Source organism: Apibacter sp. B3546 (assembly GCF_009827885.1).
GTDB lineage: Bacteria > Bacteroidota > Bacteroidia > Flavobacteriales > Weeksellaceae > Apibacter.
The window spans coordinates 25,756-52,525 of the sequence record NZ_WINW01000031.1 but is presented as its reverse complement, the minus strand read 5'-3'; the positions used below and the strand labels follow the sequence as shown (position 1 = coordinate 52,525).

Here is a 26,770-nt window from a genome sequence, read left to right as displayed (position 1 = left end):
CTATTGTATTACTAATAGATAAAATAATTAATAAAATATAAATTATATTTTTGTAAAATATTTAAATATATGAATATTACAATTGTTGGGACAGGATATGTAGGACTGGTTTCAGGAACATGCCTTGCAGATTTGGGACATAGTGTACATTGTGTTGATATAAATGAAGAAAAAGTTACCTTAATGAAAAGTGGGCAAGTACCCATTTATGAGCCACAATTAGAAGAAGTATTTCTGAGAAATATAAAAGGAGGTCGTTTGTTTTTTACCACGGATTTAAGTGAAGCAATGCGAGTTTCAAATGTAATATTTTTAGCCTTGCCAACTCCTCCGGGAGAAGATGGTTCAGCGGATCTGTCTTACGTACTGGAAGTTGCCGGTCAAATAGGAGATCTAATGACTGAATATACCTTAATTGTAAATAAAAGTACGGTTCCGGTAGGTACAGCAGAAAAAGTCAAAAACCTGATAAAATCAAAAACACAAGTACCTTTCGATGTAGTTTCAAATCCGGAATTTTTACGAGAAGGATACGCTGTGGAAGATTTTATGAATCCTGAAAGAGTAATTGTGGGAGCCGGTTCACAAAAAGCATTTGAAATAATGGATAAAATTTATTTGTCCTTAACTAATGCCGGTGCTAAAATGATAAAGATGGATGAAAAATCTTCTGAGTTAACAAAATATGCTTCCAATTCTTTCTTAGCCACCAAAATCACCTTTATGAATGAAGTAGCTAATTACTGCGAAAAAGTAGGAGCAGATGTTGATAAAGTACGATTAGGTATGGGGTCGGATGAAAGAATTGGGAATCGATTTTTATTTCCGGGTGTAGGATATGGAGGGAGTTGTTTTCCCAAGGATGTAAAAGCTTTAATTAAAAGTGGAAAAGAAGTTGGATATACTTTTGAAATTTTAGAATCTGTAGAAGAGGTAAATCAAAGACAAAAAACCATATTAGTACCTGAAGTCGAAAAATATTTAGGTGATTTAAAAAATAAACAAATAGCAATTTGGGGGTTAGCTTTCAAAGAAAATACGGATGATATTCGGGAAGCTTCCTCACTTGAAATAATTGATATGCTTCTGGATAAAGGAGCAAAAGTAAAAGCATACGATTCGATTGCTGTCAATAATGTAAAAAAAATATTAGGCAATAAAATAGAATATGCCAACAATATGTATGATTGTGTAGAAGGAGCAGACGCTTTAATTATTGTAACAGAATGGGGTGAATTTAGACATCCTCATTTTGATATTTTAGAAAAAAAGATGAATAATAAAGCTATTTTTGATGGAAGAAATCTTTATAATCTAGATGAATTAGAAATTCATGGCTTTTATTATAAAAGTATTGGTAGGAAATTAATAAATGGATAGATAATTTTAAATAAATGAAAAAATTAATAATTACAGGAGGAGCCGGATTTATCGGATCTCATGTAGTCAGAAGATTTGTAAATCAGTATCCGGAATATAAAATTTTAAATTTAGATGCATTAACTTATGCAGGTAATTTAGAAAATTTAAAAGATATAGAAAATAAGCCTAATTACCAATTTTTAAAAGCCGATATAACTAATGAAGAACAAATAAAAGAAATATTTTCAGAATTTCAACCGGATGGAGTCATACATTTAGCCGCAGAATCTCATGTAGACAGGTCCATAACCACTCCTTTGGAATTTGTAAAATCAAATGTTATAGGCACGGTAATTCTTTTAGATGCTGCAAAAAAAGTTTGGAATAATAATTATGAAGGTAAAAGATTTCATCATGTATCCACCGATGAAGTGTATGGTACATTAGGTGAAACAGGTTTCTTTACTGAAGAAACAAAATACAATCCTCATTCCCCTTACTCGGCTTCAAAAGCCTCATCAGATCATTTTGTAAGAGCATATACAGATACCTATGATTTACCGGTCGTTATTACCAATTGTTCTAATAACTATGGTCCTAATCATTTTCCGGAAAAGTTTATCCCGTTGTTAATTCATAATATCATTAATAATAACCCTTTACCTGTATATGGTGATGGAAATTATACTCGTGACTGGTTATATGTAATTGACCATGCCTTAGCTATTGATCTGGTTTTTCATAAAGGAAAAAACAAAGAAAATTATAATATAGGAGGGTTTAACGAATGGAAAAATATTGATTTAGTTCACTTATTATGTAAATTGATGGATAAGAAATTAGGAAGAAAAGAAGGAGAAAGTGCTAAATTAATAACTTTTGTTAAAGATCGTCCCGGACATGATTTACGTTATGCTATTGATGCTACTAAAATAAATAAAGAGCTAGGATGGAAACCTTCCGTAAATTTTGAGGAAGGATTAACTAAGACTATTGATTGGTATATGGATAATCAAGATTGGTTAAACCACGTAACCAGTGGCTCATATCGAAAATATTATGATGAACAATATGATTTAACGTAATATTTATCATGAGTAAAATAAGTGTATTTATTTTTACGTTGTTATTTATAATAAATTCTTGTACACAAAGTAAGGAAAGTAAAAAACAAACAACTAATACCTATCAAAAAGAAGGATTATCTATTAATTTACCTTTACATTGGAAAGTTAAAAACGATTATTTCAAAGAAGGTGTTAGATATCTTGAATTAGACAAATACACTAATTACAAAATAGAAAGTACCATAGCGATTAGCATTTTTAATAAAAAATTATCTGCCGACTCTATAGTAAGTGATCAAATCAATCAACTTCAATTTTTTTATCAAAAAGTAAACTTTAAAGTTACAAGCAAAAATAAATCAACCCATCTTGGTAAGTTTAATTGGATAACTACCTATTACGAAGCCGATGATACCAGAGACAAAGTATACGGTGAAGTAGGGGTTATGCACTATGAAGATAAAACAATTACTTTACAAATAGTTGAAGATAAAAATAATACCGATAGGTCGGATTATAATGTTATGTTTAATACATTTATAATAAAATAATTATATGAAAGGAATTATATTAGCTGGAGGATCCGGAACACGATTATACCCACTTACCATTGCAGTAAGTAAACAACTTATGCCTGTTTATGATAAACCTATGATCTATTATCCATTATCGGTTTTAATGGATGCAGAAATTAAAGATATATTAATTATTACCACACCTCATGATCAAGAGGCATTCAAAAAATTGTTAGGAGACGGTTCAGATTTCGGGTGTAACTTAACTTATGAAATCCAACATACGCCAAACGGTTTAGCTCAAGCTTTTGTTATTGGTGAAAAATTTATAGGAGATGATTCGGTGGCATTAATATTAGGAGATAATATTTTTTATGGAGCAGGTTTAAGCCAATTATTGAGATCCAAAACCAATCCAAAAGGAGCTATAGTTTTTGCTTACCATGTAAATGATCCGGAAAGATATGGGGTAGTTGAATTTAATGAAGATATGAAAGCTATATCCATAGAAGAAAAGCCATTAAATCCAAAATCAAACTATGCAGTACCGGGATTATATTTTTACGATAATAAAGTAGTAGAAATAGCAAAACAATTAAAGCCGTCAGCTAGAGGAGAGTATGAAATTACAGATGTAAATAAAGTATATTTAGAAAACGAAGAGTTGGAAGTTGGAGTAATGGACAGAGGTACAGCTTGGCTGGATACCGGAACTTTTGATTCTCTTCATGATGCTACAGAATATATACGTGTAATTGAAAAAAGACAAGGTATAAAAATTGGATGTATTGAAGAAACTGCTTATAAGAGAGGATTTATTTCTATTGAAAAATTATATGAGATTGCTAATAAATATGGAAAAAGCGGGTATGGAGAATATCTTAAAAATATTACCTATTATAAACGTTAGTGCTTATTATTAAATGGAAGAAACTCAGAAATGGACTGAAAAAATAAGTGCAAAGCATTCTTTATTAGATTTTAAGCTTAAAGAAATTTGGGATTATAGGGACTTATTAGTTCTTATGGTAAGGAGAAATTTTGTTGCTAACTATAAGCAAACCATTCTAGGCCCCCTTTGGTTTTTTATAAACCCAATTATAACTTCTTTAATGTTTACGGTTGTTTTTGGGGGAATTGCCGGTATAAAAACAAATGGGATACCGGGTATTTTATTTTATTTATCGGGTTTAACTCTTTGGAATTATTTTCAAGATTGCTTAACAGGAACTTCATCAGTATTCAGAGATAATGCAAGTATATTTGGAAAAGTATATTTTCCTCGCTTAATCATGCCTTTGTCAATAGTTATCGGTAATTTATTGAAATTTTTAATTCAGTTTATTTTATTTCTAATATTTTTGTTTTATTATATATTTAAAGGAGTTCATCTTCAAACAAATATATATGTTATTTTACTTCCTATTTTACTTGTTCTTATGGCAGGTATAGGACTAGGTTTAGGTATGATTATTAGTTCCATGACAACTAAATACAGAGATTTATCCTATTTATTGTCATTTGGTGTGTCATTACTTATGTATGCAACTCCAATCATTTATCCTATATCCATGATTTATAACAAACTTCCCGAAAATTTTCATTGGTTAGCTATGATTAATCCTATTTCACCGATCATAGAAGCCTTTAAATACGGCTTTTTAGGAGAAGGAGTTTTGAGTTGGGGAGGCTTATTATATAGTACTCTATTTGCTTTTTTTAGCATATTTTTTGGTATTATAATTTTTAATAAAGTGGAAAGAAGCTTTATGGATACTGTCTAAATGATGCATAAATTATTATATTTATCCAAAAATTTATAAAAAGTATATTCATTATTTTCCAATATGAATCTAGCAATAAAAATAGAAAATATTTCAAAACTATATAGATTAGGTCAGGTAGGTACCGGAACTTTGCAGCAGGATTTTAAAAGATGGTGGTGGAAAACAATAGGCAAGGGTGATCCTTTCGCTAAAATTGGAGAAACGAATGATAGAACGAAAAAAGGTTTTTCAGATTTTGTGTGGGCATTGAAAGAAGTTAGTTTCGACGTTAAGCAGGGTGAAGTCTTAGGCATTATAGGAAGAAACGGAGCAGGAAAATCAACCTTATTAAAAATACTATCTAAAACTACATCTCCTACATCAGGATGTATTAAAATTAATGGTAGAATAGCCTCTTTATTGGAAGTGGGAACCGGTTTCCATCCGGAATTAACAGGCAGAGAAAATATTTTTTTAAACGGGGCTATTTTAGGAATGACTAAAAGAGAAATTCGATCCAAATTTGATGAAATCGTAAATTTTTCAGGTGTTGAAAGATATATAGATACTCCGGTAAAAAGGTATTCCTCCGGCATGTATGTACGATTGGCATTTGCTGTTGCAGCCCATCTAGAGCCGGAAATATTAGTTGTAGATGAAGTATTAGCTGTAGGTGATGCGGAGTTTCAAAAAAAATGCCTAGGAAAAATGAAAGATGTAAGTGTTAATGATGGAAGGACCGTACTATTTGTAAGCCATAATATGGCAGCAATAAAAACACTATGCAACCAGGGGGTGGTTATGCAACATGGTGGCGTATCTTATATGGGAGGGGCTTTGGAATCCGTTGAATATTATCAAAAATTAAATAATGTTCCATCATCTCTTGAACATAATGGAGATATTGATTCCGCACCGGGAAATGAAAATATAAAGATATTAAAGTTTACTACTCAACCTGTGAAAGGTAATTATTTAACAATTTCTTCAGGATTAGAATTTGAATTAGTATTTTTTAATTATAAACAAGGCATAAATTTAGATGTTACTTTTGAATTAAGAAATTCTGATGAGATCGTTATTTTTCATACAGGAGAGTTAGTGACAGTGAATAAAGATTCCAAAAAAGGAATTTATATAGTTAAAGGTCATATAGAACCCAATTTATTAAATGCCGGAGTTTATAAATTTAACTTAATATTTGGGGAAGATCAGAAATACCCATTATATATTCAAAACGAGGTAATTCAATTTGAAATATTAAATGAATCATTGGGCTCAAATAACAATTTACTACCGGGAGTAATTCGTCCGGACCTTAACTTTTCGAATAAGTTTTATGGATAAAAATGAAAAACCGAATATTATATAATGAATAAGCCGCATATTATAGAATTATCAAAAATAGGATCTTCAGCTTTAGGATATATCACAGTTGCTGAAGAAAATTTAAATATTCCTTTTAAAATTAAAAGAGTATATTGGACTTATTTTACCCCTCAAGATGTGCAGAGGGGAGGTCATGCTCATAAAGAACTTGAGCAATTAATATTTGCTGTTTCAGGAACAATTGAAATTACTACTGAAGATATATATGGAAATATAGATACATTCCTCTTAGATTCTCCTGAAAAAGGATTGTATATTCCCATTAAAGTTTGGGGTGATATTAAATTTTCACATAATGCGGTCTTATTATGCTTGGCATCTGACTATTATAAGGAACAAGATTATATTAGAGATTATGAAGATTTTAAAAAATTAACAAAATGATTAAAATTCATCCAACATCGGATGTACAAACTCATAATATTGGGGATAATACTTTCATTTGGCAGTTTTGTGTTATATTAAAAAACGCAATCATCGGTAATAATTGTAATATTAATTTTAATGTTTTTATAGAAAACGATGTTACAATTGGAAATAATGTAACCATCAAATCGGGTGTTCAGATTTGGGACGGAGTCACTATAGAAGATGATGTTTTTATTGGTCCCAATGTTACCTTTACTAATGATTTAATACCCCGTTCAAAGCAATATCCTAGTGAATTCCAAAAAACAATTATAAAAAAAGGAGCATCTATAGGGGCAAATTCAACCATAATTGCAGGACATAGTATTGGAGAATATAGCCTAATTGGAGCAGGAAGTGTGATAACGAAAGATATTCCCCCCTATACGGTTTGGTATGGCAATCCCGCAATTCAACAAGGCATAATATCAAAAGAAGGTAAGATTCAAAAATTATGATAAAATTTTTAGACTTGAAAAAAATCAATCTTCAATTTCAAAAAGAAATCGAAGATGAAATTATAAAAGTATATCGATCAGGATGGTATCTTTTAGGAGAAAAAGTTAAAGAATTTGAAAATAATTTGGCAAAATATATTGGAGTAAATGAAGCAATAGGAGTTGCCAATGGATTGGATTCTTTACGATTAATAATTAAAGGTTATAAAGAATTAGGAATAATAAATGAAGGGGATGAAGTAATTGTTCCTGCCAATACATACATAGCTTCGGTTTTAGCTGTTTCAGAAAATGGATTGATACCAATTTTTATAGAACCTGATGAACAAACCTTTAACATAGATATATCAAAAATTGAAGAAAAGATAACCCCTAAGACTAAAGCAATTATGATTGTCCACTTATATGGACAAGCTGTGTTTTCCAATGAATTAAAATTATTGGCACAAAATTATAATTTAAAAATTATTGAAGATAATGCTCAAGCAATTGGAGCAGAATGGGAAGGTATTAAAACAGGAAACTTAGGAGATGCTTCAGGCTTTAGCTTTTATCCGGGAAAGAATTTAGGAGCTTTAGGAGATGCAGGAGCAGTATGTACCAATGATACTGAATTAGCGCAAACTATAAGAACTTTGGCTAATTACGGATCACAGAAAAAATATGTGAATAAGTTTCAAGGATTAAATAGTAGGTTAGATGAAATACAAGCTACAGTTCTTAACCTAAAATTGAAATATAATGATCAAGAAAATCAGAAAAGGAGAGAGGTTGCTAATTATTATTTAAACCATATTAAAAATCCTAAGATTGAATTACCTAAAATTGAAAATTGTCTTCAAAATCATGGGCATGTATGGCATATATTTGTAATTAAATGCAAACAAAGAGAAGAATTACTAGAATATTTATCAAAAAATAATATTCAAACTTTAATTCATTACCCTATACCACCTCATAAACAGGAAGCTTATTCAAACTTTAATCATTTACAATTACCAATAACAGAAAAATTAAGTAAAGAAATTTTAAGCATTCCCATTTCACCTGTTTTAACTCAAGATGAAATAAAAAAAGTAGTTGATCAAATAAATCAATTTTAAGTTATAGGCTTGTTGTGGATAAAGAATTACCTTTAGTTAGTATAGTAGCTATCAATTATAATAATAGCAAGCATCTAGTAGAAACTTTAGATAGTATTGATCAGCAAACATATAAAAACATTGAATTAATAATTGTTGATGATTGTTCCACAGATGATAGCGTAAAAAAAATAGATCAGTGGTTGCTCACTTATAATAAACCATTTCAATTTATAAAGCATATTGAAAATAAGGGAATTTGTAAAACTATTAATGACGGATATAAAGTTGCCAAAGGGAAATATATTTCATCGATAGCAACAGATGATCTCATGTTGCCTAAAAAAACCGAAATCCAAGTACAATTATTAGAGAATACAGATGATCGTCTAGGAATGGTTTTTTCTGATGTTTATCTTATAGATGAAGACTCTAATCCTATAGAGGGCAAATTTATTGAAAAATATAAATCAAATGTATTTCATATAAATTCCGAAAATATATATGAAGAATTATTAAAAGGAAATTTTATACCGGCTATGTCCATAATGATCAAAAGTGAGATTTTATCTAAAATAGGCTATTTTGATGAAAACTTAAATTATGAAGATCTTGATATGTGGTTAAGAATAGCTGAAAAATATAAAATACAATTTTCAGAATATACTTCAGCTAAATATAGAATTCATAAAAATAGTATTACACAAAAGTTATCTAGAGATAGATGGGCTGTGGATGATATTAAAATATATAATAAACATAAAAATAATTCCCCAATTGCTAAATATTTTCTTAATAAATTAATATATGATTCATTCATTAAAGATAATTATGATGTATATAAGTTTTTGAAAAATAATAAAATAAACAAACAGATAACTTGTATGAGTAAAATATGGGGAATGAATTATCTATCACATAGAAAAAAAATAGATTTGTATAATAAAACAATGAGTATATATAAATATTATTATAAGCTCATTGCTTTTATGAAATATCAAAAGTGTCTCATTTAAAATGGCTCGTTATTAATTTGAAAATAATTCATTAATAAAATAAATTCCATAAGTTTACCAAGTGTAAAAATTTTTTTCTTTACTATCAATAAAATAAAATCAAGAATTACTTATTTAAAAATTAGTTATATCTTCAATAATAAATTCAAATCCAAGACTTAAATACATATATATAAATTAAATTAGAAAGATAAAGTTATACCAATATGGTAAAATAATTTTTTCAATTCAATTTGAAAAAAATTTAATAAACCTTTATTTATAATTAATAAAAATTTCATACATATATGATAAACGAAAATTACGAATGATATCAATAATAGTTTCCTCATATAATAATAAATGGTTTCAATCATTTAGTAAAAGTGTTAATGAAACTATTGGAAATAATATAACCTATGAGATTATAAATATTTGGAATCCAAAATTAATGGGAATATGTTGTGCATACAATCAAGGAGCTCAACAGGCTAAATATGAAAATTTACTTTTTATTCATGAAGATACCATATTTATAACCAAAGATTGGGGAAATAAATTAATGAACTTATTGTCAGATAAAAACATTGGAGTTGTTGGTGTTGCAGGTTCTACTTATGTGCCCAATGTTCCGGCTTTTTGGTGGGGAATAAAAGAAGTTTGTTTTTTTAATTTAATACAATCAGATGCAAACGATGAGAATGTGTTAACTTACAGATTAGATGATAAATACGGAAATAGCAAAAAAGTTTATTCGTTAGATGGGGTTTTTTTGGCTTGCAGAAGGGATGTATATTCAGAATTTCCATTTAATGATAAAATAAAAGGATTTCATGGTTATGATATAGATTTTTCATTGAGAGTTGCTTCAAAATATATTAATATTGTTACAGGAGAAATATTAATTAAACATTTTTCATATGGTAATTTGTCTAAAGAATGGTTTACAGAACTAATAAATATTCGGTCAAATTATTCAATACCTAAGGAACAAAAAAATAATAAAGAATATGAATTAAATAAATATTATGTATTTATAAGTTATTTATATAAATACAAAACACCTTTTTTTTGGTCATTAAATAAACAAATAAAATATTTAAACTTACAAAAGTTGGGAGTAAAAGGTTATATGAAGGTAATTTTCAAAATTATGAAATATGTTAAATTCTCTTTAATTAGAAATTTTAAATTAACAAAATCTAGTTAAGAAATGCCTATTTCATAATTATTGAAAATTTTATATTAAAAATTTTTCATGCATAATAAAATTAAAATGAATAAAAATATTTTTGCTATAGTTGTTATTTTTAATGGAATGCAAAAAAAATGGATTCAAAAATGTTTTGATTCATTACTAAAATCCACTTTAAAAATAAATATTATAGCCATTGACAATGTATCGACAGATGGAAGTGTTGAATTCATTAAGAAAAATTATCCATCTGTTGAACTTATTGAAAATTATTCAAATGAAGGTTTTGGGAAAGCTAATAATATGGGAATTAAAAGAGCATGTGAACAGGGAGCTGATTACTATTTCTTATTAAATCAAGATGCATGGGTTGAAGAAAGCACAATTGAAATTTTGATTAATAATTGTATAAAATATCCGGATTATGGAATTTTAAGTCCAATGCATATGAATGGAGAAGGAAATTTGATTGATAAAGGGTTCTTTAATTGTATAAATCCTTTAAAAAGCAGATATCTTTATTCAGCATTAAGCACACCTAGAATAAATAATGAATTAATTTATAATTTCGATTTTGTACCGGCAGCCTGTTGGCTGCTTCCCAAAAAAACTATAGAAAAAATTGGAGGTTTTAGTCCAACTTTTTATCACTATGCGGAAGATGATAATTACGTTCACAGAGTACGTTATTTTTCAATGAAAGTGGGTGTAGTGCCTTCAGTTAAAGTTTATCATGATAGGGAAGAAAGATCTCCTCATGTATATTTTGATGCATTACTAACAAAATATAAAAGAAAAGTTTTATTAAATATTTCAAATCCAATGTTAAAAGGAAATAGAAAGTTTGTTGAATACAGATTACTTTTAGCAGATCTATTTAGAGCATTTCTTTTCTTTGATAAGAAATCAATCAGACTAATATTTGATAAGTTTAAAGTTTTATTAAAAATAAATGAGAAAGATATTTTAATAAATAAAAAAGTTTCAGAAAAAGAAGGAATGAGTTTTTTGTAATGATTTTACATTTCTATAGTATAAAGCTAAAAAAATCGGGTTATTAACCCGATTTTTTGTCCTAATAATTAATTTTTTATAATTTTTTTAGTTATTACTGTTTGATTTGAAATAACGTTAACAATATAAATACCTGAAGGCTGAGTTTGTATGTCCACATAAATTTCGTTTATTCCATTGAATTTTTTAGAATAAATAATACCTCCGTTTATATTTGAAATTTCAATAGACCCTTCAGATATATTTCCTAAATTAATACTAAATAAGCCATTGTTTGGATTGGGATATACATTAATCTGAGGTTCTGTAGTTAAATAATTATTAAAAGCAAAGTTTGCTTTTTTACCACAAGCAACCAAATCAGCATTCTTAATAAAATCTTTCCACTGATCAGCTTCTGCGTAAGCACATGTATTTGCAATTAATCTTGTACTAGTTGTGTTAACAGATTTAAATACTTCTTTTCCTAATCTTGGCGGAGTTGGGTTATTGCTAATTATTTTTTCAAAAGTAGTATTTCCCATAAAAGCTGAATTACCAATATAATTAACAGTTGAAGGGATCACAATTTCTTTCATTTTGGCATAAATAAATGCTTTATCTTCAATAGTTTCCAAAGCTGGAGGTAGAGTTACACTACCCGTAAATTGTGAAAACGTTAGAGTGGAGATTTGTTTTAGGTGCTGAGGTAATATCACGTTTCCTGTAAAAAGGGTAAAACTTCCAGAGTTTGTTCCTGGATTAGATGAAAATGTATTTAATTGACAATTTTTAGAAAAATCTAAAGTTTTATTTTCAGTTAGATTTAATTTTTCGAATGCTCTCTCCTTTATTTCTGTTAATATAATTGATTTACAAAAATCAAGTCTATCTATATTAGCATAATAGAAAGTTCTATTATCAATAACTCTTAAAGCTACAGGAAGGCATACACTTCCGTTAAACTTAGAAAACATATAACTATAAATTCTAGTCAAATTTATTGGTAATATGACATGCCCGGAATAATTTGAGAAAGCTCCTGAAGCAGAATTATGATGAGAAGGAAAAGACTTTAATTTAAGATTTTTAACAAAGTTTAATGTTTTATCTGTTGTAATTTGTAGGCCTTCAAAAGCATTATCTTTAATTGTATTTAAATTAGGGGTACTGAAAAAATCCAGTTTATCGACTTTAGCAAATAAAAAAGCTCTGTTCTCAATAGTTTCCAAAGCTGCAGGTAACGTAACACTACCGGTAAATTGAGAAAACATAAGATTAGGAATTTCTTTAAGGTTAGGGGGTAAAATAACGTTTCCATTAAAAGGAGTAAAAGCTCCGGAATTTGTACCGGGATTAGGAATAAAAGAAGTTAATTTTAAATTTTTGGAGAAATCTAAAGTATTATTATTGGAAGTAATTTCTAAAGCTTCAAAAGCTCGGTCTTTAATTGTACTTAAATTAGGAGAATTAGAAAAATCAAGTTTATCAATTTTAGAGTACATAAAAGCCTTGTGCTCAATAGTTTCTAAGGCATAAGGTAAAATAACGCTACCCGTAAATTGAGAAAACATAAGATTTGAAATTTCTTTAAGATTAGTTGGTAAAATTACGTTTCCAACAAACCCTGTAAATGGACCAGCGACAGCGTTACCATAAGGCAGAAAAGAATTTAATTTTAAATTTTTAGAAAAATCTAAAGTATTGTTGGTTTTAGTTAAAGTAAGTCTTTCGAATGCAGAGTAATTAATAGTATTTAAATTAGGTGAATTAGAAAAATCAAGTTTATCAATTTTAGAGTATATAAAAGCTTTGTGCTCAATAGTTTCTAGAGCTGCAGGTAAAGTAATGCTACCGGTAAATTGAGCAAACATTAGATTTGATATTTTTTTAAGGTTAGTCGGTAAAATTACGTTTCCTACAAATCCAGTAAAAGGACCTGCAACAGAACTACCATATGGCAAAAAAGAATTTAATTTTAAATTTTTAGAAAAATCTAAAGTATTATTGGTTGTTGTTAAAGTTAGCCCTTCAAATGCAGAATAATCAATCGTATGTAAATTAGGAATATTAGAAAAATCTAGTTTATCGATTTTAGCAGCTAAGAAAGCCTTATGTTCAATAGTTTCTAATGCAGAAGGTAAAGTAATACTTCCTGAATATGAAATGAAAGTGTTGGAAGGTATTACTTTAAGAGTTGCAGGTAATGATATATGGCCTTTGAAATTAGAAAAAGCCCCTTTTGGTAGATTGTTGTCTGATAATTTTACTTTAGTTAAATCCAAATTATTAAGAGCGGACATTTCCCGTATCGTTTTAATATCTTCATTACTTATTGAACCTGTTAACTTAAGGTGAGTTATTTTACTTTTATCAGAAGTAACTAATTGGGATAAGGTTCCGGGTGATTTAACATCTAACTCTTTATAAACTTGTGCATGGCAAACTGCTCCTATTAAGAAAATAGAAAGCATAAAAAAAATAAATTTTTTCATAATAATTAATTTTATTAAAATGTATTTGAATACTTTTTTATTTGATTATGATAATATTATAATCATAAGAGGATACCCATTATTAAATTGTTAATGGGTGTAAAAAGATATTGATATGTATTAGCATAATATTTCATTTGTGTTAGTTTTAGTTAAATAAATCAGTAAATTATTAATGTGCACATATAATAATTACATTAGTATATGAAACAAAATTAATAAAAATATTTATACTTTAATCGCAAAAATAAATATAAATTTATATTTAAAACGTAAACAAACTGTTTATAGGCATACACTTATAATAATTAAAATACTTGTAATCAATAATCTAAAAGTTTGGATAAAAATATTAGCAATGAAAACATTAATTAATAAATATAAAATAAAATTAAGCATAAGAAGCTAATATTAATTAGTTGTATTTAAATTTAGAGTTTTTATTTATTAGCTATAGAAGATAAAACTTAATTTAAAAAAATTAAAAATGCAATAAATGCAATTCATATTTTGAAATAAATGATTTTAGAGAAGAGATAGTTACTAAAACTATTGTCTATACTAAGACAATAAAAACATAAATTTGAATTTTTCTAATTTTGTATGATTAAATACTAATAATTTTTTATAATCCTTTAAATAATTATAACAAAGAATTTAGAATATTTGTTTCAATATTCATCGAAATAAATTAATTTTAATTACTCATGTGCCAACCTTTAGTATCAATAATAATTCCCACTTACAATGTTGAAAGATATATTGAGCAAGCAATAGATAGTATATTAAATCAAACCTATTCAAATTTGGAAATACTTGTTATTGATGATTGTTCTACAGACAATACAGTACAAATGGTGAAGAGTAAATATTCTAAAAATCAAAAAATTAGATTATATGAAAAGTCACAAAATTTAGGTCCATCAAATTCTCGAAATATTGGAATTAAACAAGCAAAAGGAAAATATATAGCTTTGTTAGATGGAGATGATTACTACATTCAAGATAAAATAGAAAAGCAGGTTCGGGTACTGGAAAGAAATCAAGATTTAGCTCTTTGTTCTACTTTTTTGAAATGCATTGGATTAAAAAACAATGTAATAAAATTTAAAATTAATCACTCAGATATAAAAGATCAACAATTGCTAGGCTGTCCCATTGCTCATGCAGCTGTTATGTTCAGGGCAACTTTTTTAAAAGAAAATAATTTATTTTATAATGAAAATTTAAGATTTTCAGAAGATTATGAATTATTTATCAGGATGATTGAAAAAGGAGGCAAATTTTTAACAATTCCTGAAGCCCTCTATGTATATAGAATTACAGGAAACCAAGCATCATTTAAAAAATCAGATGATAAGATTTTAAAAAATGAAAAGCAATGGGAAATTTCTAAAAACTTACATTATCAAGTCTTAAGCAAATTAATAGATGAAAATTCAGAATTGTATGATAAAAAATTTGTAGACGCTTTATTAATGCATCAAGTGATAAGAAATTATGATGATCTGAAGCTATTTATAGATTGGGCAAAAAAATTAATTGAATATAATGAAAGTATAGAATGTCCATTTAGTTCAAAATTTTTAGATATCACATATAAAAAAAGTGTACTAGGATATTTTCTTGCTCAAAAGAGATTATCCTGGAATATTTTATACCAATATATATCAGTTTATCCGTATTGTGCTAAATTGGATCTAATCTATCAATTTAAATATATTATAAAATGTCTTTTATTTCTAAAACATTAAAAAAAATTATTTTCGTTCAAATCTCCATTTAAATAATTTATATCCAATATTGACCGGTAAGTTTTGAAAAAGATTTTTCTTTTTTTGATCTAATGAATAAAAAGAAGAAAAGTAATCTAGAAAAGATAATGAAGGTGCTTTTTTTAATCTTTTATAATTCTGTTTCCAATAAGCAATATCCTTTTTCATACATTTCCATTGCATGGTAAGAGTAATTTCTTTAAATGAGATAATATGCTTAAGCATATATTTTTTCCTTATTGGATTAGCTTCTTTAAAAGCTCTTGTAAAATATTCAACTATAGTTTGATGATTTTCAAAATTTCTTTTAGTTTTATTAAAAATAATAGATTCATTGTGAAGATAATAAAAATAGGTTGATTTATGTAAAAAACAAATACTGTCTAGCTTCAATGCTGTATGAAAAGACCATAACTCGTCCTGAGAGAATAAATCTTTTACAAAATAAATTTTATGTTTTCTAAAAAAGTCAACTTCAATAAGTTTATTACAAGCACTTACTGACCAAGATCCATTACAAAAATATTCAAAGATACTATCGTTTCCTTTAAGGGAAGTAAGGGAGTGATTAAAAGGAAATATTTTATATTGAGTTTTTTTGAATGTATTAATTGCGGATATTTCACCTACTGCAACAGTAGACTTCGTTTTAGTAATCAACGTTACTAATTCCTCAATACACTCGGGAACAATTTCATCATCACCATCCAAAAAAAATAAATATTTACCCCTTGCATGATCTATACCTGTGTTTCTAACTATGGAAAGCCCCTGATTGGTTTTGTGTTCTATAATTCTTATTTTTTCAGGGTGTTGAGATTGAATCTTTTTAATAACATTTAAACTATTATCTTTTCCTTTATCATCCACCAATAGTATTTCTATATTAGGATAGGTTTGATTCAATACAGAATTAATGCTGCGACCAATATATTTTTCACAATTGTAAACGGGAATAGAGACAGTAACTAATGGATATGACATAAAAATTAATTATAATCGAGCATCAACAATTTTTTTGTCTAAAAAAGATTTGCAATCGTAAATTACAGCATTATCTTTACAATACTTCTTAATATTCATTTCTTTAAATTCTTGGTGTGGTACGGCAAGAATTATTGTGTCGAATTTCATGGAATTCGGAATTTCATGAAATATATCTAAGCCATACTCATGCTTAACCTCTTTAGGGTTTGCTAAAGGATCGCAAATAGTTATATTCAAATCATATTCATCCAAACATTTAACTATATTAACCACTTTAGTATTTCTAACATCCGGACAATTTTCTTTAAATGTAATACCTAAAATTAAGATATCTGAATTGTTTATAATAATATCCTTTTTAATCATTAACTTAATTACTTCGGAAGCGATATAATAAGGCATCGAATCATTTAATCTTCTTCCTGCGAGAATAATCTCGGAATGATATCCTAATTCCATGGCTTTTTGGGCCAAATAATAGGGGTCAACGCCAATGCAATGCCCACCTACCAGGCCGGGTTTAAACGGTAAAAAATTCCATTTAGTTCCGGCAGCCTCTAACACTTCCGTCGTATCAACACCTAATAAATTAAAAATTTTTGCTAATTCATTAACAAAAGCAATATTAATATCCCGTTGAGAATTTTCAATTACTTTTGCTGATTCGGCAACTTTAATACAGCTTGTCTGATAGGTTCCTGCGGTTATAATGGAAGAATATAAATTATTTACGAATTTTGCAACCTGAGGAGTAGAACCGGAGGTTACTTTTTTAATATTTGTGAGAGTATTAATCTTATCACCGGGATTGATTCTTTCAGGAGAATATCCTGCAAAAAAATCACGATTGTATGTTAGCCCTGAAATTTTTTCAATAATAGGTACACATTCTTCTTCCGTGCATCCCGGATAAGTCGTAGATTCGTAAATAACAACATCTCCTTTTTTAATTACTTTCCCTACGGTGGTACTAGCAGAATGTAAAGGGGTTAAATCAGGTCTGTTGGATGAATCTACAGGAGTAGGTACGGTCACGATGTAAATCGTTGAATTTTTTATGTCATCCAAATCCGAAGTAGGATAAAATCCGTTTTGGTTTTCTAAATCTTTTGCGGATTTAACTATAACATTTGAAATTTGTTCTGAAGATACCTCTCGAGTAATATCTTTAGATTCAATTAATTGTTTTATTCTTTCGGTTGAAATGTCAAATCCTGTTACCTTATATTTTTTTGCAAATTCCAAAGCTAAAGGAAGTCCGACATATCCGAGACCTATTATACTTATTTTAATATTTTGAGGGGAAAAAAGCATTGTGTCGATTTTTAATTTAAATTGAATAAAAATTTCTATACCATTCAATGAAATTTTTAATTCCTTCCTTTACGGATACTTGAGGTTTATAATTAAAATTTTCAATTAAATCAGTAACATCAGCATAGGTAGCAGGAACATCTCCGGGCTGAATAGGCAATAAATTGATTATTGCTTTTTTACCCAATTCTTCTTCTATAGTTTTAACAAAGGACATAAGTTCCACAGGTTTACTATTTCCTATATTATAAATTTTATAAGGAGCAGATGAAGACGAAGGGTCCGGATTAACAGGGTCCCAGTTTGAGTTGCCTATTGGCGGATTGTCATTAACCTTTATAATTCCTTGAACAATATCTGAAATATAGGTAAAATCACGTTGCATTTTTCCATAATTATAGACATCAATAGGTTTATTTTCTAAAATGGATTTAGTAAAGATGAATAAGGCCATATCGGGTCTACCCCACGGACCGTAAACGGTAAAAAAACGCAATCCGGTGGTTGGGATTTTAAATAAATGGCTATAGGTATGTGCCATCAGTTCATTGCATTTTTTACTGGAGGCATATAAACTTACCGGATGATCAACATTATCTTTAGTTGAAAAAGGCTGTTTTTCATTTAGGCCATATACGCTGGAACTACTGGCATAAGTTAAATGCTTGATAGAAAAATTCCTGCAACATTCTAATATGGTAAGGAATCCGGTTATATTTGAATCAATATAGGCTTGAGGATTGACTAAAGAATATCTAACCCCGGCTTGAGCAGCAAGATTAATTACTTTATCGAATTTTTCTTCTTTAAATAAATTTTCTAAATTATTTTTATCTTCAAGACCTAGTTTGATGAATGAAAGATTGGAATATTTGGAACTCTTAATCAGTTTATTATATTCAATATCGGATTTATCAAATCCACAATTTTTTAATCTTCCATATTTAATAGAGACGTCATAATAATCATTGATACTATCGAGACCAATTATCTCATCATCTCTATTTATTAAAGACATTACTAAGTGATAACCGATAAATCCGGCAATTCCTGTAACAAGGATTTTCATTCAGATTTTTTTTATAACAAAATACAAATTTAAAAATTTTTATTTTGATAGTTTGAGTGACTCATTAACTTTAAGTGGATAGTATATAAAAAATGACTAAGATATACCTTACAACAGATCATGCTCTTAAGTAATTCAGTACTAAAAAAATTTTCAAACTCATGGAATTCTTAAAATAAAGGGTCATACATACTTGGTATATAGTAGTTTATGCTTAAGATTAGTTGTCACTGATGATAAGTTTATAGTAATGCGTATGCAGTTGACGAAATAAATGCAAAAGATTAAATTTAAGATCCTTTTTTTAACGTGGAAAATTTGATTGAAAAGATGCAAAAAAAAAGAAAGTTTGGAAGTGGAATCAGAAATAAAATTTTACTGAATTCATTGCAGGTTAAATAAAATTTATCTAACTTTCAATTAGTTCGATGAAAAGGTTATGAAAGCAATAAGACACATATTCTTATTAAGTTTTATATTACTAATACTGATACATTGTAAAACAAATAAGGTAAAAGAAGTACACCAAATACATCTTAATAAAAAGATTACTGATTCAATTAAATCGGATTCACAAATTATAAATTTCATTTATCCATATAAAAAACAATTAGATTCAATAATGAATCAACCCATTAGTTATGCCAATGTAGACTTCACCAAAGCAGGATACTCCAGCAACGAAGGAAATCTATTAGCAGACTTAGTATTGGAATATGCTAAAAAGTATGCTAAAACAAACACTAAACCTGAACCCGATTTTTGTTTGTTAAACAGCGGCGGAATCAGAACTATAATTCCTAAAGGAATAGTTACTGTTGAAAATATATTTGAAGTATCGCCCTTTGAAAATGAGATGGTCCTTTTACAATTGGATGGATCTCAAATGAAAGAAATGTTTGATTATTTAAGAATTGAAAAAAAAGGACATCCGTTGGCAGGAATAAAATTAGTATATAAGAAAGATAAATTGATTTCTGCACAAATTGAAGGTAAAAATTTTGATCCAACAAAAAAATATTGGGTTGTTACCATAGATTATCTAATGAATGGCGGAGATAGAATGAATTTTTTCATGAAATCGGATGCCCAAGAAATCACTCATTTAAAATTACGAGATATTCTATTAGAACAGGTAAAAAATTACAAAGTATTGCCGGACATTAAAGATCAAAGATTAGTCTTTGAAGATTAAAAAAAATTCAAATGAAAAGAAGAGATTTTATCAAAACAGCTGCTTTAGTTGGAGGAGCTTTAAGTTTTCCCTCCCTATCATTTGCTTCCCAAATATTACATTCAGACAAAAAAATAACCATAGTACATACTAATGATCAACACAGTAGAATAGACCCTTTTCCGGCGACTTATACCAAAAATCCCAATCAAGGAGGTTTTGCCAGAAGAGCAACTTTAATAGATGCTATACGAAAACAAGAATCACAGGTATTATTATTAGATTCGGGTGATGTTTTTCAAGGAACTCCTTATTTCAATTTTTTCGGAGGTGAACTGGAGTTTAAATTAATGTCAACCATGGGATATGAAGCTTCAACTATGGGAAATCATGAATTTGATAATGGATTGGAGGGATTTAAAAAACAACTGCCACATGCTAAATTTGACTTTCTTTGTTCCAACTATGATTTTAGCAATACGCTGTTGGAAGGATTAACCAAAGATTATAAAATCATAAAAAAGGGAGGCATTAAAATAGGATTATTTGGGTTAGGCGTTGAATTAGCCGGATTGGTAGAAAAAAAGAATTATTTAGAAACTAAATATCTGGATCCTATAGAAATTGCACAAGATCGAGCAAGAATGTTAAAAAAAGAAAAAAAGTGCGATCTAGTAATTTGCCTTTCCCACATAGGATATAAATATCCTAATTTTCCCGATAAAATTTGCGATGTAAAATTGTGTCAGCAAACGTCGAATATAGACTTAATACTTGGAGGCCATACTCATACCTTTTTTAAAGAACCGGAAAAATATCTAAACAAAGAAGGCAAAGTAGTATTGCTCAATCAAGTGGGATGGGCCGGTTTATTATTAGGCAGAATTGATTTTCTCTTTACCCAAGACAATACGTTAAAAGAAATAGCTTATCAAACAATTCCCGTAAAAAATTACACCGTATAATTTCGTTTTCCAAATAATTTAGATCCAATTCTAACCATATTACTTCCGCACTTTATGGCAATTAGATAATCATCTGACATGCCCATGGATAAAATCGATAGACTATATTCATTTTGATGAGTTATATAAAAATCGTGAAGAGAAGAAAATTCTTTTTCAATTTGAGCTGTGTTATCAGTAAATGAAGCCATACCCATAAGACCAAGAATAGTAACATGTGGAAACATTTCATCCTTTTTAAGCTTAAGTATTTCAAGAGCCGACTCGAAAGTTAATCCATATTTAGATTCCTCTTGAGCTATTTTTATTTGTAATAAAACAGAAATCGGGCGATTGTTTTTTACCGCCTCTTTTTCAATAGTATCAAGCAATTCCAAACGATCCACAGAATGTATCAGATGAACAAAAGGAGCAATATATTTTACTTTATTCTTTTGTAAATGCCCAATTTGATGCCAGCGAATATTTTTAGGCAATTGATTATATTTTTCAACCAATTCTTGAACTTTATTCTCACCGAAATCGATTTGTCCACATTGATACATTTCTTCAATTTCCTTTGCAGGATGAGTTTTTGAAACGGCTATTAATTGAACATTAGAGGGTAGGGTTTCTAAAGTTGTTTGTAATAAATCTTTTATAGACATGGGTTGAAAATATATTTTTACAAAGGTTAAAAGTAATAATAAATTTTTTGATAAAATAATGGGAGAAATATAGTATATAAAAAAGAGCGGAAAATATTTTATTTTCCGCTCTTTTAAATTAATATGACTTTAAAAATAATGGATTTTGATTTATCTATTAGATTTTAAATCTTGAAAATTAAGGTCATTATTTAACACATTGTTTACTTTTTCAACAATTAACTTATTTGGTAATGAAAAATTAGATACTTGCTTAGTGTTAGTAAGAGATGAGTTAAACTCAATTTTATAGATTCCTGCATCAGCAATCCATGCAGAAGCCAGAGGATTAAAAGAAGCTAAGTCTTTGGGCTGAAGTTCAAAAAATACCACTTGAGTTTCTCCCGGTTTCAATACTCTGGTTTTAGCAAATCCCTTTAATTCTTTTGTTGGTTTATCTATATTCCCATTAGGAGTTGAGAGATACAATTGAACAACTTCTTTACCCGCAACACTTCCGGTATTTTTAACTTTAAGAGAGATTAAAAGTTTTTGATTAAATTCAGCGGAACTCAATACAGGTTCAGAATAGTCAAACTTTGTATAAGATAGACCATACCCAAATTCATAAGATGGAATAACATTAAATGTGTTAAAATATCTGTATCCCACATATATGCCTTCCTTATAAGACACGTCAGTTGGTTTTTCTGCCGGAACTCCGTCAAAATTAGAAGAAGAAGAAACATCTGTATATTTAACAGGTAGGGTTTGAGTTAATTTTCCGGATGGATTCACAGCTCCTGAAAGTACATCAGTTATAGCATAGCCGCCCTCTTGACCCGGAAGACTTGCCCAAACAATAGCGTCTACTTTATCTTTCCAGCTGGAAGTTTCAATAGCGCTTCCTGAATTTATTATCACAACCACTTTTTTATTTTGTTGATGAAATGCTTTTGATACTTCAGAAATTAAATTTTGTTCTTTTTCGGAAAGATCAAAATCATCAGGAATTTTTCTGTCTCCGGATTCACCCGCTTCTCTTCCAATAGTAATGATCGCAATATCATTTTCCTTAGCACTGTTTTGGATCGCTTTTTCCTTAATGGTCGGCTGAGTTAAAGTTGGTAAGATAGCGAGTAATTTTTTCTTTAATTCCTCAGTTTTAGCTAATTCCTCCTTAACAAATTGAGAATAGGTTTGATTTAAATTTTTATCAATCACATAACCGTTATCTTCCAATCCTTTAGGTAAAGAAATTACATATGCTTTATTTACATTTCCACTTCCTGTTCCTCCTGCTATAATATTATATGAACCACTTCCAAATAAGGCTATTTTACTTCCTTTATTTAAAGGTAAAGCCCCTTGCTCATTTTTTAATAAAACCATACCTTCTGAAGCTGCTTTTCTGCTTAAAAGTGCATGGGATTTCAAATCCGGATTATTAGTTGGTACATAACCGGCTACCCGTGGAGATTTATAGATCATTTCCAATACATTTCTCAAGCAATTATTTACATCTTCTATAGAAAGACGTTTAGTTTCAATGTATTTTTTAAGGGTTTCAAATTGTACTTGCGTACCCGGCATTAATAAATCATTTCCTGCATGTAATTGCTTTGCAAATATATCTTCCTCATAAGAATCTTTACTTATTCCATCATGGCTGGTATCACTTATAGCTGATACATCGGCATATCCGCCAAACCAGTCTGTAATTACCGCTCCTTTGAAGCCCCATTCGTGACGTAAAATGGTAGTTAATAAGTCATAACTTGCCGAAGTGTAAGTCCCGTTAATTTTATTGTAAGAAGACATAATGGTTGCCGGATTAGATTCTTTAACAGCAATTTCAAATCCGCGTAGGTAAATTTCTCGTAACGCTCTTTGAGATAGATGAACATCTAAGTCCATTCGATTATTTTCACTATTGTTTGCGGCAAAATGTTTTAAAGAAACACCCACACCGTTTTTTTGAATTCCTTGGGTGATCGCTGAAGCGAATTTACCTGCTATTAAAGGATCTTCTGAGAAATACTCGAAATTACGCCCACACAAAGGGTTGCGAATGATGTTTAACGCCGGAGCCAATTGAATATCCGAGCCATATTTTAAGGCTTCATCTCCAATAGCATTTCCTACTTCTTTAGCTAATTCTGTATCCCAAGTGGTCGAAATAAGGGCCCCTACAGGAAAACCTGTGGCATAATAAGTTCTTGTTTCTCCTTTTCTTTTATAAGAAATGCGGACACCTGCAGGACCATCGGTAAATATTACTGCAGGAACGCCCCATTTGTCAATGGGTGTAGTTGAACCTGCTGATCCGGGAATAAGATAGCTTGGTATTGTGACTCCTTTAGGGTCTATAGCTTCAAACCCTTTCAACATTTCAAATCCAACCATTCCCGTACCCAAGAGTAAATGTATTTTATCATCAACAGATAAACGAGAAATTAAATCATTAATTCTTTCATAATCCGACAGTCGAGTATCTTCATAAGGTTGTAGTTTTCCATCTTTGTTCCAATCAGAAAATCTTTGATTATTAACAACGATTTGAGGATAGGTTTGCGCCTTACTGAGGTTAAATGCGCAAAAACCGGCTAATGCATATAATACAAATCTTTTTTTCATCATATTATTTTTTTTTCTCATAAGGTACAAATTATTTATTATATATTAACATAGACATGATATAAATTAGGTGTTAAGTGTCTTGCTATTGCTATATAATATTCAATAATTGATATACAATAAGATATATATTCTGATTTTATATAATAAAAAAAGATGAAATTGATCTAAAGATGTATTCACATACAGTGGTATCTAAATAAAAAGATAATACGAACCATTTATGTAAATGCGAAAATTATCTTGATAAATGATTATTTTTGTACAAGTAAAGGTAAGCAAATGAATAAAAAAAAGGTAGAAAAATATTTTAATTTAGCTTGTTATGCAGAATGCATAAGTTGTTTCTTACTTTTTTTAGTAGCCATGCCCTTAAAATATTTTGTTCATTATACCTTATTTATGATTCCGACGGGTATGATACACGGTTTATTTTTTACCGCATATATTATATTGGCGATTTTAGTTAGAAAGCATTATAAATGGGATGATGAAGATTTTGTATTTGTATTAATGTCAGCCTTTTTCCCGTTCGCAACACTATGGGTCGAAAAAAAATTAGCTAAGATCAATCGAACATAAATTAACCAATTTTAGATTTCCGGTTGTAGAAATCAACTAATAATTTAAAGTTGTTTAAATTATTATCAATGATTTAACAGGAATACGATAGATATAAAAAAATAAAAAGCTTCTTATAAGCATAAGAAACTTTCTATTTTTTATATATGTAAAAAATTCTAATTTACAGCGTTTTGCAATTCTTCAGTAATTTCCATATTATGAAATACTTGTTGAACATCATCATCGTCTTCAAATTTTTCAAGCATTTTCAAAATAGTTTGTGCCTGTTCTAACGGAAGAGCTTTTGTATTGTTAGGTAACCTTTGTAATTCTGCACTCTTAGGCTCTATACCCAATTCTTCAAATTTATGGTTTATAGAACCAAAATCTTCAAAAGAAGAGGTTATAATCACTTCATTTTCATCTTCTTCAATTTCTTCGGCTCCTGCGTCAATCATTTCCAATTCAAAACTGTCCCAATCCATAGTAAGATTTGACTTATCTAAAGTAAAAATCCCCTTTCGATCAAAAATAAATGTAAGTTCTCCATTTTTGCCCAGATTTCCTTCAAATTTGTTAAATATAGCACGAACATTGGCTACAGTTCGGGTAGGATTATTAGTAGTACATTCTAAAAAAATGGCAATTCCTCCCGGTCCATATCCTTCATAGGTTATTTCATCGTATTGTTCTGCATCTGCCCCTGAAGCCTTTTTAATCGCTCTTTCTACATTGTCTTTAGGCATATTTACACCTTTCGCATTAAGTAAACAACGACGAAGTGCAGGGTTAGATTCAGGGTTAGGGCCACCGGCTTTTACAGCAATTGCAATTTCTTTACCAATACGGCTGAACTGTTTTGCCATTTTGTCCCATCTGGCTAATTTTGAAGCTTTTCTATATTCAAATGCGCGTCCCATAATCAAGTTTAATTTCTAAAACAAAAATAATAATTGAATGAGTTATAGAAAAATAAATTATTAATTTTTAAATCTTTTTTACATGTTTAACTATTTGATGGTTTGTTCTTTTTTTACAACTAATACAAAGATAAACTAAGAACAATTAATATATTATAATAACCGTGTAGTTAAACAGTATCCTTAACAAAGTTTAATCAAGTAATTCTTTAGGAATTTTACAAACCGGAATAGGATTAATTTTATGTTGAGCAAGTCGGTTTAATCGATCATAAATTTCGAAAACTTCACGTTCTCTTCCTGTAAAATCAGAAGCCTTATGATTTTCATGAACATTCATTGCCCATTCCAGTTCCGGATAGGAAGCTCCAATTTGGTCTTCATCAGATCGGTCATCGGTCCAAAGACCATCGGTAGGTTTCGCCTTCTGTATAGACTCAGAAACATGTAATTCTTTGGCTATTTCAAATACCTGGCTTTTTAAAAGGTCGGCAATAGGGCTGATATCAACTCCTCCATCTCCATATTTAGTAAAAAAGCCGATACCAAAATCCTCTATTTTATTACCTGTTCCACAAACCAAGAAATTGTTGAGTCCTGCATAATAATATAAGGCAGTCATACGAAGACGAGACCGAGTATTAGCTAAAGATAAATTGTTTCTTTCATGAGATTCATCCGCTTCTAAATCAGATTTTAAAGCCTCAAAAGTGTTAGTTAAATTTATAGTTTTTCCGGTAACATTTGTATAGTGTTCAGTAAGATATTTTATATGTTCTCTGGCTCGAGTAACTTGGTCTTCCGGTTGATGAATAGGCATTTCTAAAACTAAAACGGGTTTACCGGTTTGAGCAGCTAATGTAGAAACTACAGCGGAATCTATTCCTCCGGATACTCCTACAACAAATCCTTTTGCCCCACTATTTTTGAGATAATCGTTTAACCAATTAACAATATAGGAAATTACTCTGGTTGTTTTCATAATATTGTATCTTTGCGCGTAATATTATATAT

24 protein-coding genes are annotated in these 26,770 nt (G+C 29.2%); 16 read left to right on the top strand and 8 right to left on the bottom strand.

All coding sequences use genetic code 11. The annotated features are described in order from the left end of the window. The first annotated feature begins 69 nt into the window (after window positions 1-69). The 12 genes from GFU93_RS05445 (at window position 70) to GFU93_RS05390 (ending at window position 11,251) form a co-directional block, all read left to right on the top strand. Entirely contained in the window at window positions 70-1,380 is a 1,311-nt protein-coding gene (locus GFU93_RS05445; RefSeq protein ID WP_160567864.1) for a UDP-glucose/GDP-mannose dehydrogenase family protein, read from the top strand. A gap of 14 nt (window positions 1,381-1,394) precedes the next feature. Beyond that, window positions 1,395-2,447 carry a dTDP-glucose 4,6-dehydratase gene (gene rfbB, locus GFU93_RS05440; RefSeq protein ID WP_160567862.1) on the top strand — a complete coding sequence of 351 codons (1,053 nt, stop codon included), beginning with the start codon at window positions 1,395-1,397 and terminating at the stop codon, window positions 2,445-2,447. 8 nt (window positions 2,448-2,455) lie between these two features. Next, window positions 2,456-2,980: a hypothetical protein gene (locus GFU93_RS05435; protein ID WP_160567860.1), complete on the top strand. Its 525-nt coding sequence runs from the start codon at window positions 2,456-2,458 to the stop codon at window positions 2,978-2,980. Between the two features lie 4 nt (window positions 2,981-2,984). Then, window positions 2,985-3,854, top strand: coding sequence for a glucose-1-phosphate thymidylyltransferase RfbA (rfbA, locus tag GFU93_RS05430; protein WP_160567858.1), 870 nt, complete (start codon window positions 2,985-2,987; stop codon window positions 3,852-3,854). A 13-nt stretch (window positions 3,855-3,867) separates the two neighbouring features. Further along, on the top strand, window positions 3,868-4,728 hold the full coding sequence (locus tag GFU93_RS05425) for an ABC transporter permease (protein WP_160567856.1): 861 nt from the start codon (window positions 3,868-3,870) through the stop codon (window positions 4,726-4,728). A 63-nt stretch (window positions 4,729-4,791) separates the two neighbouring features. Then, window positions 4,792-6,057, top strand: a complete 1,266-nt coding sequence (locus GFU93_RS05420) for a polysaccharide ABC transporter ATP-binding protein (RefSeq protein ID WP_160567854.1) — start codon at window positions 4,792-4,794, stop codon at window positions 6,055-6,057. Between the two features lie 24 nt (window positions 6,058-6,081). Continuing rightward, entirely contained in the window at window positions 6,082-6,483 is a 402-nt protein-coding gene (locus GFU93_RS05415) for an FdtA/QdtA family cupin domain-containing protein (protein ID WP_105296537.1), read from the top strand. Then, a complete protein-coding gene (locus tag GFU93_RS05410) occupies window positions 6,480-6,965 on the top strand; it encodes an acyltransferase (RefSeq protein WP_105296538.1) in 486 nt (161 codons plus the stop codon). The genes GFU93_RS05415 and GFU93_RS05410 overlap by 4 nt, the downstream gene beginning before the upstream one ends. Then, a complete protein-coding gene (locus tag GFU93_RS05405; protein WP_105296539.1) occupies window positions 6,962-8,068 on the top strand; it encodes a DegT/DnrJ/EryC1/StrS aminotransferase family protein in 1,107 nt (368 codons plus the stop codon). The genes GFU93_RS05410 and GFU93_RS05405 overlap by 4 nt, the downstream gene beginning before the upstream one ends. A gap of 14 nt (window positions 8,069-8,082) precedes the next feature. Then, entirely contained in the window at window positions 8,083-9,063 is a 981-nt protein-coding gene (locus GFU93_RS05400) for a glycosyltransferase (RefSeq protein WP_160567852.1), read from the top strand. A 307-nt stretch (window positions 9,064-9,370) separates the two neighbouring features. After that, the gene (locus GFU93_RS05395; RefSeq protein ID WP_160567850.1) at window positions 9,371-10,252 is read left to right on the top strand and encodes a glycosyltransferase; all 882 of its coding nucleotides are present in this window, start codon (window positions 9,371-9,373) and stop codon (window positions 10,250-10,252) included. 66 nt (window positions 10,253-10,318) lie between these two features. Further along, window positions 10,319-11,251 (top strand): glycosyltransferase family 2 protein, encoded by a 933-nt coding sequence (locus GFU93_RS05390; protein WP_160567848.1) that lies wholly within the window; start codon window positions 10,319-10,321, stop codon window positions 11,249-11,251. Between the two features lie 68 nt (window positions 11,252-11,319). On the opposite strand, the gene GFU93_RS05385 is transcribed toward GFU93_RS05390, so the two are convergent. Further along, the gene (locus GFU93_RS05385) at window positions 11,320-13,725 is read right to left on the bottom strand and encodes a leucine-rich repeat protein (RefSeq protein ID WP_160567846.1); all 2,406 of its coding nucleotides are present in this window, start codon (window positions 13,723-13,725) and stop codon (window positions 11,320-11,322) included. 707 nt (window positions 13,726-14,432) lie between these two features. On the opposite strand from GFU93_RS05385, the gene GFU93_RS05380 reads away from it, so the two are divergent. After that, window positions 14,433-15,479 (top strand): glycosyltransferase, encoded by a 1,047-nt coding sequence (locus GFU93_RS05380; protein WP_160567844.1) that lies wholly within the window; start codon window positions 14,433-14,435, stop codon window positions 15,477-15,479. A 6-nt stretch (window positions 15,480-15,485) separates the two neighbouring features. On the opposite strand, the gene GFU93_RS05375 is transcribed toward GFU93_RS05380, so the two are convergent. Genes GFU93_RS05375 through GFU93_RS05365 form a run of 3 tightly spaced genes read right to left on the bottom strand, consistent with a single transcriptional unit; the run spans window position 15,486 to window position 18,870 of the window. After that, a complete protein-coding gene (locus GFU93_RS05375) occupies window positions 15,486-16,484 on the bottom strand; it encodes a glycosyltransferase family 2 protein (protein WP_105296545.1) in 999 nt (332 codons plus the stop codon). Window positions 16,485-16,493: 9 nt separating this feature from the next. Continuing rightward, window positions 16,494-17,801: a nucleotide sugar dehydrogenase gene (locus GFU93_RS05370; RefSeq protein WP_160567842.1), complete on the bottom strand. Its 1,308-nt coding sequence runs from the start codon at window positions 17,799-17,801 to the stop codon at window positions 16,494-16,496. 16 nt (window positions 17,802-17,817) lie between these two features. Next, the gene (locus tag GFU93_RS05365; RefSeq protein WP_160567840.1) at window positions 17,818-18,870 is read right to left on the bottom strand and encodes an NAD-dependent epimerase; all 1,053 of its coding nucleotides are present in this window, start codon (window positions 18,868-18,870) and stop codon (window positions 17,818-17,820) included. A gap of 622 nt (window positions 18,871-19,492) precedes the next feature. Between GFU93_RS05365 and GFU93_RS05360 the strand changes: the two genes are divergently transcribed. Both GFU93_RS05360 and GFU93_RS05355 read left to right on the top strand, forming a co-directional pair. Next, window positions 19,493-20,065: a 5'-nucleotidase C-terminal domain-containing protein gene (locus tag GFU93_RS05360; RefSeq protein ID WP_160567838.1), complete on the top strand. Its 573-nt coding sequence runs from the start codon at window positions 19,493-19,495 to the stop codon at window positions 20,063-20,065. Window positions 20,066-20,076: 11 nt separating this feature from the next. Beyond that, window positions 20,077-21,009, top strand: coding sequence for a bifunctional UDP-sugar hydrolase/5'-nucleotidase (locus GFU93_RS05355; RefSeq protein WP_160567836.1), 933 nt, complete (start codon window positions 20,077-20,079; stop codon window positions 21,007-21,009). Here the strand turns inward: GFU93_RS05355 and GFU93_RS05350 are convergent. Both GFU93_RS05350 and GFU93_RS05345 read right to left on the bottom strand, forming a co-directional pair. Continuing rightward, a complete protein-coding gene (locus GFU93_RS05350; RefSeq protein ID WP_160567834.1) occupies window positions 20,997-21,656 on the bottom strand; it encodes a YggS family pyridoxal phosphate-dependent enzyme in 660 nt (219 codons plus the stop codon). The genes GFU93_RS05355 and GFU93_RS05350 overlap by 13 nt on opposite strands. A gap of 150 nt (window positions 21,657-21,806) precedes the next feature. Continuing rightward, window positions 21,807-24,272, bottom strand: a complete 2,466-nt coding sequence (locus tag GFU93_RS05345; protein ID WP_255448650.1) for a glycoside hydrolase family 3 protein — start codon at window positions 24,270-24,272, stop codon at window positions 21,807-21,809. A gap of 282 nt (window positions 24,273-24,554) precedes the next feature. Between GFU93_RS05345 and GFU93_RS05340 the strand changes: the two genes are divergently transcribed. Then, window positions 24,555-24,854 carry a DUF3817 domain-containing protein gene (locus tag GFU93_RS05340; RefSeq protein ID WP_160567830.1) on the top strand — a complete coding sequence of 100 codons (300 nt, stop codon included), beginning with the start codon at window positions 24,555-24,557 and terminating at the stop codon, window positions 24,852-24,854. Window positions 24,855-25,012: 158 nt separating this feature from the next. Here the strand turns inward: GFU93_RS05340 and GFU93_RS05335 are convergent, their stop codons facing one another. Next, window positions 25,013-25,756 carry a YebC/PmpR family DNA-binding transcriptional regulator gene (locus GFU93_RS05335; RefSeq protein ID WP_105296552.1) on the bottom strand — a complete coding sequence of 248 codons (744 nt, stop codon included), beginning with the start codon at window positions 25,754-25,756 and terminating at the stop codon, window positions 25,013-25,015. 193 nt (window positions 25,757-25,949) lie between these two features. Next, complete coding sequence (gene nadE / locus GFU93_RS05330; RefSeq protein ID WP_160567828.1) at window positions 25,950-26,738, bottom strand: NAD(+) synthase; 789 nt, start codon at window positions 26,736-26,738, stop codon at window positions 25,950-25,952. Window positions 26,739-26,770: the final 32 nt, after the last annotated feature.

What these genes read in the sequence shown, in the direction of transcription:
- GFU93_RS05345 (WP_255448650.1), bottom strand. Translation starts at nt 24,272, where the DNA reads ATGAAAAAAAGATTTGTATTATATGCATTAGCCGGTTTTTGCGCATTT.
- GFU93_RS05335 (WP_105296552.1), bottom strand. Translation starts at nt 25,756, where the DNA reads ATGGGACGCGCATTTGAATATAGAAAAGCTTCAAAATTAGCCAGATGG.
- GFU93_RS05375 (WP_105296545.1), bottom strand. Translation starts at nt 16,484, where the DNA reads ATGTCATATCCATTAGTTACTGTCTCTATTCCCGTTTACAATTGTGAA.
- GFU93_RS05415 (WP_105296537.1), top strand. Translation starts at nt 6,082, where the DNA reads ATGAATAAGCCGCATATTATAGAATTATCAAAAATAGGATCTTCAGCT.
- GFU93_RS05425 (WP_160567856.1), top strand. Translation starts at nt 3,868, where the DNA reads ATGGAAGAAACTCAGAAATGGACTGAAAAAATAAGTGCAAAGCATTCT.
- GFU93_RS05410 (WP_105296538.1), top strand. Translation starts at nt 6,480, where the DNA reads ATGATTAAAATTCATCCAACATCGGATGTACAAACTCATAATATTGGG.
- GFU93_RS05340 (WP_160567830.1), top strand. Translation starts at nt 24,555, where the DNA reads ATGAATAAAAAAAAGGTAGAAAAATATTTTAATTTAGCTTGTTATGCA.
- GFU93_RS05405 (WP_105296539.1), top strand. Translation starts at nt 6,962, where the DNA reads ATGATAAAATTTTTAGACTTGAAAAAAATCAATCTTCAATTTCAAAAA.
- GFU93_RS05435 (WP_160567860.1), top strand. Translation starts at nt 2,456, where the DNA reads ATGAGTAAAATAAGTGTATTTATTTTTACGTTGTTATTTATAATAAAT.
- rfbA (WP_160567858.1), top strand. Translation starts at nt 2,985, where the DNA reads ATGAAAGGAATTATATTAGCTGGAGGATCCGGAACACGATTATACCCA.
- GFU93_RS05385 (WP_160567846.1), bottom strand. Translation starts at nt 13,725, where the DNA reads ATGAAAAAATTTATTTTTTTTATGCTTTCTATTTTCTTAATAGGAGCA.
- GFU93_RS05445 (WP_160567864.1), top strand. Translation starts at nt 70, where the DNA reads ATGAATATTACAATTGTTGGGACAGGATATGTAGGACTGGTTTCAGGA.
- GFU93_RS05350 (WP_160567834.1), bottom strand. Translation starts at nt 21,656, where the DNA reads ATGTCTATAAAAGATTTATTACAAACAACTTTAGAAACCCTACCCTCT.
- GFU93_RS05370 (WP_160567842.1), bottom strand. Translation starts at nt 17,801, where the DNA reads ATGCTTTTTTCCCCTCAAAATATTAAAATAAGTATAATAGGTCTCGGA.
- GFU93_RS05355 (WP_160567836.1), top strand. Translation starts at nt 20,077, where the DNA reads ATGAAAAGAAGAGATTTTATCAAAACAGCTGCTTTAGTTGGAGGAGCT.
- GFU93_RS05395 (WP_160567850.1), top strand. Translation starts at nt 9,371, where the DNA reads ATGATATCAATAATAGTTTCCTCATATAATAATAAATGGTTTCAATCA.
- GFU93_RS05380 (WP_160567844.1), top strand. Translation starts at nt 14,433, where the DNA reads ATGTGCCAACCTTTAGTATCAATAATAATTCCCACTTACAATGTTGAA.
- GFU93_RS05390 (WP_160567848.1), top strand. Translation starts at nt 10,319, where the DNA reads ATGAATAAAAATATTTTTGCTATAGTTGTTATTTTTAATGGAATGCAA.
- nadE (WP_160567828.1), bottom strand. Translation starts at nt 26,738, where the DNA reads ATGAAAACAACCAGAGTAATTTCCTATATTGTTAATTGGTTAAACGAT.
- GFU93_RS05420 (WP_160567854.1), top strand. Translation starts at nt 4,792, where the DNA reads ATGAATCTAGCAATAAAAATAGAAAATATTTCAAAACTATATAGATTA.
- rfbB (WP_160567862.1), top strand. Translation starts at nt 1,395, where the DNA reads ATGAAAAAATTAATAATTACAGGAGGAGCCGGATTTATCGGATCTCAT.
- GFU93_RS05365 (WP_160567840.1), bottom strand. Translation starts at nt 18,870, where the DNA reads ATGAAAATCCTTGTTACAGGAATTGCCGGATTTATCGGTTATCACTTA.
- GFU93_RS05360 (WP_160567838.1), top strand. Translation starts at nt 19,493, where the DNA reads ATGAATCAACCCATTAGTTATGCCAATGTAGACTTCACCAAAGCAGGA.